9 protein-coding genes are annotated in these 10,763 nt (G+C 52.1%); all 9 read right to left on the bottom strand.

The genetic code is table 11. From position 1 onward, the window contains the following. Window positions 1-560, bottom strand: a 560-nt coding sequence (locus Q7V48_13060; GenBank protein MDO9211659.1) for a proton-conducting transporter membrane subunit, incomplete at its 3' end; no start/stop codon positions are given. Window positions 561-634: 74 nt separating this feature from the next. Further along, a complete protein-coding gene (locus Q7V48_13055) occupies window positions 635-2,197 on the bottom strand; it encodes an NADH-quinone oxidoreductase subunit M (protein ID MDO9211658.1) in 1,563 nt (520 codons plus the stop codon). A gap of 62 nt (window positions 2,198-2,259) precedes the next feature. After that, on the bottom strand, window positions 2,260-4,191 hold the full coding sequence (gene nuoL / locus Q7V48_13050) for an NADH-quinone oxidoreductase subunit L (protein MDO9211657.1): 1,932 nt from the start codon (window positions 4,189-4,191) through the stop codon (window positions 2,260-2,262). A 138-nt stretch (window positions 4,192-4,329) separates the two neighbouring features. After that, entirely contained in the window at window positions 4,330-4,632 is a 303-nt protein-coding gene (gene nuoK / locus Q7V48_13045; protein ID MDO9211656.1) for an NADH-quinone oxidoreductase subunit NuoK, read from the bottom strand. Between the two features lie 133 nt (window positions 4,633-4,765). Next, on the bottom strand, window positions 4,766-5,278 hold the full coding sequence (locus tag Q7V48_13040; GenBank protein MDO9211655.1) for an NADH-quinone oxidoreductase subunit J: 513 nt from the start codon (window positions 5,276-5,278) through the stop codon (window positions 4,766-4,768). A gap of 14 nt (window positions 5,279-5,292) precedes the next feature. After that, entirely contained in the window at window positions 5,293-5,700 is a 408-nt protein-coding gene (gene nuoI, locus Q7V48_13035) for an NADH-quinone oxidoreductase subunit NuoI (protein ID MDO9211654.1), read from the bottom strand. A 62-nt stretch (window positions 5,701-5,762) separates the two neighbouring features. Next, window positions 5,763-6,746, bottom strand: coding sequence for an NADH-quinone oxidoreductase subunit NuoH (nuoH, locus tag Q7V48_13030; GenBank protein MDO9211653.1), 984 nt, complete (start codon window positions 6,744-6,746; stop codon window positions 5,763-5,765). A 30-nt stretch (window positions 6,747-6,776) separates the two neighbouring features. Further along, window positions 6,777-9,410 (bottom strand): molybdopterin-dependent oxidoreductase, encoded by a 2,634-nt coding sequence (locus tag Q7V48_13025; protein ID MDO9211652.1) that lies wholly within the window; start codon window positions 9,408-9,410, stop codon window positions 6,777-6,779. 169 nt (window positions 9,411-9,579) lie between these two features. Continuing rightward, a partial coding sequence (locus tag Q7V48_13020) for an NADH-ubiquinone oxidoreductase-F iron-sulfur binding region domain-containing protein (GenBank protein MDO9211651.1) occupies window positions 9,580-10,763 on the bottom strand: 1,184 nt, incomplete at its 5' end.

The following is a 10,763-nucleotide window of genomic DNA, read 5'->3' as shown; positions in this document are numbered from 1 at the left end:
GTTCCCGTAGCCCCATAAATTAAGGCGATGCCGTAAAGTAAGAATCCCGTCGAGAAGGCCCCCAAGAGAAAATATTTGAGGGATGCTTCGTTCGATTTGGGGTTGGTGCGGAAGAAACCGGCCAAGACGTATACTGCCAGGGAAAAAGTCTCCAGACCCAGGAAGACTATTATCAGGTCGGCGGCGGAAGCCATGAACATCATGCCCACGGCCGCGAACAAAATAAGAACGTAGTATTCGCCGTGCTCGTACCCTTGCTCTTTCAGGTAACGGATGGACATCAACACGGTTAGGGCGGTGGTGATCAGGAAAATGATCTTGAAGAAGAGAGCATAATTGTCCAACACCACCATGCGATTGAAGGCATAAGCGGACTTGCCCCAGAGGCTAATGCAGAGAAGCAGAGCTAAAGCGACTCCCAGTAGGCTGAGATAGGGAATAGCTCTTCGGACAGCGGGGCTGGCCGCAACGCTTAAGAGCAAAAGCACCATAGCCGTTATGCTCAGGGTTAACTCGGGCCCGATGGCGCTCCAGTTTATTTCGGGAATGACCAAGTTCATGAATATTCCTCCGAAAAAAAGTCAGAAGTCAGAATAATAAAATTTGGCTTCTGCCTCCCAAATCTTGTCTTGGCTTATTTTTGGGACTCCACCTGCGCTATGCGGATTTTGTCTCCTTCCTGAAGCTTTAACCCAGTCTGGTATTTGGTATTTACCTGGGTCAGATAACCTTTTACCGTCGGCTCTATGCGGCTGAGGAAGGTCTGGGGATAGATGCCGATCCAGAAGATAAACAACGTGATACAACTAAGGACCAGCACTTCCCGCGCCGAGAGATCTTTGAGAACCTTGTTCTCCGGCTTGGTCAATTCTCCAAACATCACTCGCTGGTACATCCAGAGCATATAGGCCGCGGCCAAGATAATCCCCGTAGCCGCAATCACGGCATAGACGGGTGTGGACTTGAAGGTTCCGATCAGGATCAAAAATTCTCCGACAAACCCATTGAGTCCCGGGAGACCAATGGACGAGAGGGTAACCACGATAAAGAAGGCCCCAAAGACGGGCATCTGCTTCCAGAGGCCTCCGAAGTCTTCGATCATCCGCGTATGCCGGCGTTCGTAAATCATGCCCACGAGCAAGAACAAAGCGCCCGTGGAAAACCCGTGGTTGAGCATCTGCAGAATTCCGCCTTCAATCCCCTGCAGGTTCAGGGCGAAGAGGCCAAGCATAACGAACCCGAGGTGAGAAACCGAAGAAAAGGCAATCAAACGTTTGAGATCCTTTTGCACCAGGCAGACCAGGGCTCCGTAAATGATTCCAATGATGGCCAGAATCGAAACCAGGGGCACTAACTGGTAGGAGGCATTCGGGAAGAGGGGGATACTGAAACGCAGGAAGCCGTAGGTTCCCATCTTCAATAAAACCGCGGCCAGAAGAACAGAGCCCACCGTGGGAGCCTCCGTGTGGGCATCGGGTAACCAGGTATGGAAAGGGAACATGGGTACTTTGATGGCAAAAGCCAGGCCGAAAGCCAAGAATAACCAGAACTGCACGTTGATGGGGACTTGCAACTTATAGAGCTGCAGCAGGTCAAAAGTATACGTTCCGGTGGCGGCGGCGTTGTGGAAGTATAGGACCAAAATGGCCACGAGCATCAGTACGCTGCCCACCATGGTGTAAATGAAGAACTTGATGGCGGCATAGATCCGGCGTTGGGGATTGCCCCAAATCCCGATCAAGAAGTACATGGGGATGAGCATCACTTCCCAGAAGACGTAGAAGAGGAAAAGATCCAAGGCCACGAAAACCCCGATCATCCCGGTTTCCAGGAAAAGAAGACAGATCATGAACTCCTTGACCTTTTCCTGGATGTCCTTCCAGCAAGCGATCACGGAGACAAAAGTGAAAAAAGTAGTCAGCAGCACCAGGAACAAACTAATGCCGTCGATCCCCAGGAGATAACTCATTCCGTAGTCCGGAATCCACGCCGCCTTTTCCATAAACTGCATCGTCGGAATGTCCACCCGGAATTGGAAGAAGAGGGGGAGAGAGAAGGCGAATTCCAGCAGGGTCACGATGAGCGTGACCCAACGGATGGTTTCTTTTTTCTCCTTGTTCAAGAAAAGGAGAATAACGGCCCCCAGCAGGGGAAAGAAAGTGACCCAGGTGAGTAGGGGAAAATCCGTCTGGCTCATCAACCAAGCTCCTTTTGTTAAGGCGGTCAGTGCTCAGCCCCGCGCTGCGCGGGGCTGATAGCTTATTTACCAAAAATGAAATACCCGATCATGAAAACGATGCCCACCAGAATGGAAAGGGCATAATTTTGCACATATCCGGTTTGTAAACGCTTGAAAACCTCGCTGCCACCGCGGACGACAGCGCCTACCCCGTTCACCGTGCCGTCTACTAGAATGTCGTCAAAAATCTTCCAGAGGAAGACGGAGAAGCGGATGAGGGGACCGACAAAGAAGAAATGGTAGATTTCATCCACCCAGTATTTATTGGCGATCAATTCATAAGGAACTTTGTAACTCTCGGCCAGGCGGTCTGGTAAACTGGGTGTTTTGATGTACATCCGGTAGGCCAGAAGGATGCCCAAACCGGCGATGACCATGGAGACGATCATCATCGCCACCTCGAATCCTACAGCATGGTGGCCCGCCTCCGCGGTTTTGGCCGCGGCGAGGGCAGTCGATGAGGCAAAGACCGGCGAGAGAAATTCGTTAAATTGATTCCAACCCTCCACAATGGGGAAGCCGATAAATCCGCCGATGGTAGAAAGAATCGCCAGGAGGATCAAGGGTACCGTCATCATTCCCGGAGATTCGTGGAGATGATGCGCAACTTCGTGATCCACCCGGGACTTACCATGGAAGGTCATAAACACAGCCCGGAACATGTAGGTGGCTGTCATGAAGGCAGCGATAGCCCCCACCAGCCAAAAACCTAGCCCCCCTTTGGTCAGCGCCTTCCATAAAATTTCGTCCTTGGAGAAAAAACCGGCAAAGGGGAAGATTCCTGAAATGGCCAAGGTAGCAATCAAAAAGGTCCAATAGGTGCGGGGCATGTGAGGTTTGAGCGCACCCATCTTGCGCATGTCCAGTTCCCCCGCCAGGGCATGCATCACGCTGCCCGCGCTCAAGAAGAGCAAGGCCTTGAAAAAAGCGTGCGTCATCAGGTGGAAAATACCTGCGGTGAAAGCCCCCACACCGCAGGCCAAGAACATGTATCCCAGTTGGCTTATCGTGGAATAGGCCAATACCCGTTTGATGTCATTCTGGGCCAAGCCGATGGAGGCGGCAAAGATGGCGGTAGCTGCGCCAATCACGGCTACGACGAAAATCGAGGTAGGAGCCATGAGAAAAAGCACGTTGCAGCGCGCCACCATGTACACCCCGGCAGTTACCATGGTGGCGGCATGGATTAAGGCACTCACCGGTGTTGGGCCTTCCATGGCGTCGGGTAACCAAGTGTAAAGGGGGAGTTGAGCCGATTTTCCTGTGGCTCCCATAAACAAGAGCAGCGTGATCAAAGTAATGAGTCCGCTGCCGACAGCAAATTTCTCCGGAGCCGCGGCAAAGACCGCTTTGAAATCAATGGTCCCGAAAGTCACAAAAACTAAAAAGATGGCCAGAAGGAACCCGTAATCCCCAATCCGGTTGACAATGAAAGCCTTTTTCCCAGCATCCGAGGCGGATTTTTTCTCGTACCAAAACCCGATCAAAAAGTAGGAGCAAAGACCCACTCCCTCCCAACCTACGAACATCAGAAGGAAATTGTTCGCGGATACCAGGATTAGCATGAAAAAGACGAAGAGATTTAAATAGGTAAAATAACGAGGAAAGTCCTGGTCATCGTGCATATATCCATGAGAGTAAACGTGAATGATGAAGGATACGCCGGAGACGACCATCATCATGACCACGGAGAGGGGATCGACCAGGAAGCCGATGGAGGCCTGAAATTCTCCGGAAAGGATCCAGGTGTAAAGGATTTTTTCCACCGAGCGGTTGGCCGGAGCCAGCTTGAGCAGGTCGGCGAAGATTAGAAGAGAGCCAAGAAAGGAGAGCCCGATCGCGGCGCAGGCGATGAAGCCCACGGCCCCTTTGGACATCCGCCTTCCGAAAAAAAGGTTAATTGCAAATCCGATCGCCGGAAATAAAGGAATCAAACCTACATAGTCCAGCATTCTAAAATCTCCTTTAATTGGCTCATAGCTCATAGCTCTTAGCTCATAGCAATTTAATTATCGGCCGTTTGCTATGATCTACCTGCCATGAGTTGTCTTCCTGTCTTTGCTATGAGCTATCAGCTATGAGCTTTCCTTTTACCATTTCATCAAATTCATTTCGTCGGCATTGACCGTCTCTTTGGTGCGGTATATGGCCATGATGATCGCCAGGCCCACCGCGGCTTCAGCGGCTGCCACGGACATGACGAAAAAGACAAAGATCTGACCGTCCATGGAATTTAAGAAGCGGGAAAAGGCCACAAAAGCTAAATTCGCGGCGTTCAGCATAAGCTCAATGGACATGAAAATCACGAGGGTGTTCCGCCGCAGTAAGAAACCCACCACACCTATGCTGAAGAGAATCGCACTCAAAATCAGGTAACTGGATAAAGAAACCATTTTAAACTCCTTTAAAAACAGAATCCAGAAGACCGAATTCAGAATCCAGAATAAATACAATTAATATTTTTTCTTCTGCCTTCTGATTTCTGCCTTTTGCCTCCTGCCTCCTGTATTCCAAATTCTGTCTCTATCAAATCTGTTTCTTGGCCAGGACGATGGCGCCGATAATCGCCACCAGGAGGAGGACCGAAGTAATCTCAAAGGGCAGCAGGAAATCGGTAAACAGCAGCCGGGCCACCACCTCGGTATTGCCTATGGCGGCGACTTTTTCCGGTGGAAAATTTCCTTTACCCCCCTCTAAAAGGACGGAATTGAATATCATGCCAATCTGGGCCAGCAGGATCACCCCCAGAAAAACCCCCACCACCTTTTGCAGCCGGTGGCGGGTGATAATTTTTTTCTCCTTTTCCAGGTTGAGGAGCATGATCACAAAGAGGAAAAGGACCATAATGGCCCCCGCATAGACCAAAACCTGGATAATGGCGATGAACTGGGCATTGAGAAGAAGGTAAATGCCGGCCAAGCAGAAAAAAGTGATGATCAAGTAGATGGCGCTGGCCACGGGATTGCGTTGGACGATAACCAGGATGGCAGTGATCGTGGTCACCACGGCCAGCAAGATGAAAAAAACCATTTCAAACATGGGCACAGGCCTCCCTATTTCTGATAGGCATGGAAAAGTTTATCCCGGTCGTATAGCAGGTCCTTCCGGGTGTAATTGGCGGTTTCATAATTCTCCCGGAGAATGATCGCCCCGTAAGGGCAGGCTTCCTGGCAAAAACCGCAAAAGATACAGCGCAAAAGGTCGATCTCATAGACTTTTGGAAAACGCTGATGGGTTGGCCCCTCCGCCGGCTCTACCCGGATGCAATTGGCCGGACAGACCGCCGCGCAGAGCTCACAGGCCACACAGTTGATTTTCCCTTCTCCATCCCGCGTCAGCTCATGCAGGCCGCGGAAACGGGGGTACATAACCATCTTCTCCTCCGGATACTGGAGGGTCACTGGACGGGTGAAGAAGGTGCGCAAGGTTAACCCCAATCCTTTCAGCAACGGTTTAATCATCGCTATCCTCGCCGACTTGAATTCAATCTATTGCCCTGTAACGCTGCTCTGACCAACTTTTCTTAAGCCAGGAAGGACATGACCCCGGCTGTGATCAAAATGTTCAAGAGCGATAAGGGGAAAAGCACCTTCCAGCCGAATTTCATCAATTGATCATAACGGAAACGGGGATAGGTTGCCCGGATCCAGATAAAGAAAAAGATAAAGAGGAAGACTTTCATCAAAAACCAGATGATGGGGGGGAGCCAAGGACCGTGCCAGCCCCCGAAGAAAAGGGTGACCGCCAGCGAACTGACCACCAGGATGTGGGCATATTCCGCCAGGTAGTACAAGCCGAACTTCATCGAACTGTATTCGGTCTGGTACCCGGCCACTAATTCATTCTCACATTCCGTCAGGTCAAAGGGAGTGCGGCTACACTCTGCCACAGCGGAGATCAAGTAGATGATGAACCCGAGGGGCTGATAGACAATAAACCATACCTGAGATTGGGCTTCCACGATCTTCATGGTGGATAAAGACCCCGTGATCATCAGGACCCCGATGATGGAAAGCCCCAGGGGAAGTTCATAGCTGATCATCTGAGCCGAAGAGCGGATGGCCCCCAACAAAGAGTATTTGTTGTTGGATGCCCAACCTCCCATGACCACCCCATAAACTCCCAGGGAAGAGATGGCGAAGAGGTAAAGCAACCCTACGTTCACGTCCGCCACCACCATGTCCACCTTATACCCGAGGATGGTGATGTTGTCCCCGAAGGGAATAACGGCATAACTCATCAGCGCCGTAATCACAATGACGGTGGGGGCAAAGATGTAAATCAGCCGGTTGGCGTGGGGGATGATGATATCTTCCTTGAAAAAAAGTTTAATCCCATCGGCAATGGGCTGAAGTAATCCATAGGGCCCCGCCCGATTCGGCCCATAACGGACCTGCATATGGCCGAGAACCTTTCTCTCCATCAGGGTCATATAAGCGACGATGAGGAGCATAGCAGTAAAAACCACAAGCACTTTGACAAGGGCGATAAGAACGAAAGCCAGCATACCTTTCCCTCTTTCCGATGGGGTTTGAGGCTAAACCTTTTCTAATTGCACCCGGGTGATCGTTAAGTCACGCCCGGTCAGATGATTCCCCCCTCCTTGGCCAAAATGATAGGGGATGAAAAGAACGCCCGGAGCCGCTCCTGAGGAAATGGAAGCCTTAACGGTCACTTCCCCGTGTTGGGACCTGAGAATCACCTTTTGATGATTCTCCAGGCCGAGTCTGCGGGCGTCCGCAGGGTGCACTTGTACAAAACTTTCCGCCTGCAAACGGGCCAGTCCCGGACTCATCAGAGATAAAGATCCGGAATGAAACAGAGTGGGCCCCGTGATGAGGAACCAAGGAGATTCTGCGGCCGGGAGATCTTCCTCGTATACTGCCGGGAGGAATTTTCCTTTCCCTATGGGGAAATCTTTTTCATAAAGTATTGGCGTTCCCGGATGATCCGGCGCTACGCAGGGCCACTGCAACCCCACCGGGTTTTCCAGCCTGGGATAATCCATTCCCGCGTAAAGGGGTACGAGTTTCCTGATTTCGTCCATTACAGCCTTGGCGGAAGCTCCGGTAAGGGTGTATCCCGAGGCTTTAGCCAGTTGTTGGAAAATCCACAGGTCCGGCCGAGCCAGGCCCGGGGGATCCAGCGTGCGCCGAACCCGCTGGACTCTGCGCTCGGTATTGGTAAAGGTCCCTTCCTTCTCCACAAAAGAAGCCGCCGGAAGGACAACCTGCGCCAAAGATGCGGTCTCCGAGAGGAAACAATCCTGCACTACCAGGAAGTTTACCGCCGCCAGAGCTTTCTGGGTCCGGGAAGAATCAGGGTAGGTGACCACGGGATTCTCCCCGACGATGTACAATCCCTGAATTTTCCCTTCCTCGGCGGCCTGGAGGATCGCCAGGGCTCCCATTCCCGGTTGTTCCGGGATGGATATTTTCCAAGAATTTTCGAAGCGACTCCGTTCGGAAGAATTCTGCAAATGGGCGTAGCCGGGAAGCCAGTCGGGGGTCACCCCCATATCCAGGGCGCCCTGAGAATTGTTTTTCTCCCCGAGGATGAAAATCCCGGAACTCTCTTTCCCGAGCTGCCCGGTCAAAAGCGCTAAGTTGGAGGCGGCCAAGGCCAAGGCCCGGTCCTGCTTTCCCGAAAAAGTGCCGGTGGAAATTAAAATGACGCCTGCCGGTGCCTGGGCAAATAAGCGAGCCGCTGCCGTGAAAGAGGCCGCGGGAACTCCGGTTAGGGCTTCGACCTTCTCGGGAGAATAGTTCTCCAAGGACTGCTGCCAAGAGGCGAATCCTTCGGTCCACGATTGGATAAATTCCTCTTTAGCCAGGCCTTGCTGGAGGATGGCTTGCATCATACCGTTGACCAGGGCGACTTCGGTTCCGGGTTGGACCTGAAGGTTGAAGGCCGAAAATTTGTTCAAATATATATTGCGGCTGTTCACCACGATGAGCTTGGCCCTTCTCCGCTTCACGGCCAGAATGATCTCGGATTTGATTACCGGATGGGTCGCGGATAAATCCGAGCGCAAGGCGATGATAACGTCGGCTTTACGGATCTCGTTGATGGAGTTGGTCGTGGCGGCATATCCCAGGGAATCCTGCAAAGCCAGGTGGGCCGCATAACTATATCCGCCGGCGTGGTCTAAATGGTTGGTTCCCAGTACCCCCCGCACGAATTTCTGGAAAGAAAAAAGCTCTTCATTGGTCAACCGCGGGGAACACAAACCGGCGAGAGCCGTTCCGCCCTTCTCCGCTTTGATTGTTTTCCAGCGCTGGGTTACCAGGCCGATGGCTTCCTCCCAGGAAGCCTTGACCAAAGAACCATTTTTCTTGATCAAGGGGGTGGTCAGCCGCTCCCGGCTGTGAATATACTCCCATCCAAAACGCCCCTTCACGCAGAGGTTGCCTTGATTGATCCCCGTGTCCTCATTGGCCCGCACGCGTAGAATCCGGCCGTTTTTCGCCCCTACCGTAAACGTGCAGCCCACTCCGCAGTAGCCGCAGGTGGTGTTCGTTTCCTGCAGGTCCCAGACTCTGGCCTTATGAAGGAATATACGGTCGTTCAAGGCCCCCACCGGGCATACCGATAAGCATTGACCGCAAAATTCACAGTTCATGGGCCGGTCAAAATCCGTACCGATTTTCGTATTCCAACCCCGGTTCATAAAGGAGAGTTCATTGGCGCCTACGACTTCGTCGCAAATCCTGACGCACATGCCGCAGAGGATGCAACGGTTCACGTTGCGCTCGATAAATGGGGAGACGTGATCCGGGGGAAGGTTCGCCTTCTCTCCTTTAAAAGGATTCTCGACTACGCTGTATTCGTAGACCAGATTCTGCAACTGGCACTGACCTCCGGCATCGCACACCGGACAATCGAGTGGATGGGAGATGAGAATTAATTGCAGCTGAATCTTACGGGCCTTGATTACCTCGGGGGTGTTGGTCAGGATCTCCATGCCATTACGAACGGGGTTGAAGCAGGCGGGGGTCAACCCCTTGCGCCCTTTCTGTTGCACCACGCAAATGCGGCAGGCCCCGAAAGGCATAAGGCGCTTGTTGTTGCAGAGAGTGGGAATCTTAATCCCGGCTTTCTCGGCGGCCTCCACAATCATTGTGCCGGGTGGAACTGTGACTTGAACCCCATCGATTGTCAACGTAACCATCGTTTCCTCATTCCTTTATTTTTCACCACAGAGGACACAGAGAACGCAGAGATAAAATTAAAAACAAATTTCGAAATTTAAAATACAGAAAGGATTAAAATTTAAAATTTGATTTTGCTGTTTTATTTTTAATTCCTCTGGGTTCTCTGTGTGCTCTGTGGTAAAGGTATTACCCAATTGCCCAGAATTTACAGGCCCGAATACAGGACTTACACTTGGTACAAAGTTCCTGGTTGATCTTCGCCGGCTGCTTTTTTTCCCAGGTTACGGCGTCACTCGGGCAAGCCTTGAGACAGAGGCCGCACATCTTGCACTTTTCCGGATTTACTTCGAAGCGAATCAAGGCCGTACAGACTAAGGAGGAACAATGTTTGTCCTTGATGTGTTGATCGTACTCATGCCGGAAGTGGCGGATGCTCGAGAGCACCGGGTTAGGGGCAGATTGCCCGAGTCCGCAATGGGACATCCTTACAATGTGCCGGCCTAAGTCTTCTAAGAACTCCACGTCCCCTTCCTGGCCTTTGCCTCCCACAATACCCTCAAGCTTGTGGAGCATGACCGTCAACCCGATCCGGCAGGGGACGCATTTCCCGCAGGATTCCTCCACGCAGAAGTTGGTAAAGAATCGGGCGGAGTCCACCATACAAGTGGATTCGTCGCAGATGACGATCCCCCCAGAGCCCATAATTGCCCCTGTGGCCTCCAGAGATTCGTAATCTACCGGCGTATCCAGAAGGTGTTCGGGGACAAACCCACCCGACGGCCCTCCCAGTTGGGCAGCCTTGAACTTCTTCCGGTCCTTGATCCCTTCCCCGATGTCAAAAACGATCGAACGAAGGGTGATGCCCATGGGGACCTCAACCAAGCCGATATTATTTACGGACCCAGCTAAAGAAAAAACCTTGGTTCCCTTGCTCTTCTCCGTTCCCAGGCTATTGAACCACTTGGCCCCGTTAAGGATAATCCGGGGCACGTTGGCGAAGGTCTCCACATTGTTTAATACCGTAGGCTGACCCCAGAGGCCGGCTTCGGCAGAGCGGGGGGGTTTGGCTCTGGGCATTCCTCTCTTCCCTTCCAGGGAAAACATGAGAGCCGTGGATTCTCCGCAAACGAAGGCCCCCGCCCCCGGGTAAACAAAAGCGTCGAAGTCAAACCCCGTTCCAAAGATATCCTTCCCCAAAAGGCCATAGCTTCTGGCCTGCTCAATGGCCTGGTTCAAACGTTTGATAGCCAGAGGATACTCGGCGCGGACGTAAAGATATCCTTCGTTAGCATCGATCGATTTGGCGCAGATGGCCATGCCTTCCAGAACGGCATGGGGATCGGCTTCCAGGACAGAACGGTCCATGAATG

The organism is Deltaproteobacteria bacterium (assembly GCA_030654105.1).
Classification (GTDB): domain Bacteria; phylum Desulfobacterota; class SM23-61; order SM23-61; family SM23-61; genus JAHJQK01.
This window is presented reverse-complemented; position numbering and strand designations above follow the sequence as displayed.

Coding starts and splice junctions, on each gene's coding strand:
- Q7V48_13055 (MDO9211658.1), bottom strand. CDS start 2,197: ATGAGCCAGACGGATTTTCCCCTACTCACCTGGGTCACTTTCTTTCCC.
- nuoL (MDO9211657.1), bottom strand. CDS start 4,191: ATGCTGGACTATGTAGGTTTGATTCCTTTATTTCCGGCGATCGGATTT.
- nuoK (MDO9211656.1), bottom strand. CDS start 4,632: ATGGTTTCTTTATCCAGTTACCTGATTTTGAGTGCGATTCTCTTCAGC.
- Q7V48_13040 (MDO9211655.1), bottom strand. CDS start 5,278: ATGTTTGAAATGGTTTTTTTCATCTTGCTGGCCGTGGTGACCACGATC.
- nuoI (MDO9211654.1), bottom strand. CDS start 5,700: ATGATTAAACCGTTGCTGAAAGGATTGGGGTTAACCTTGCGCACCTTC.
- nuoH (MDO9211653.1), bottom strand. CDS start 6,746: ATGCTGGCTTTCGTTCTTATCGCCCTTGTCAAAGTGCTTGTGGTTTTT.
- Q7V48_13025 (MDO9211652.1), bottom strand. CDS start 9,410: ATGGTTACGTTGACAATCGATGGGGTTCAAGTCACAGTTCCACCCGGC.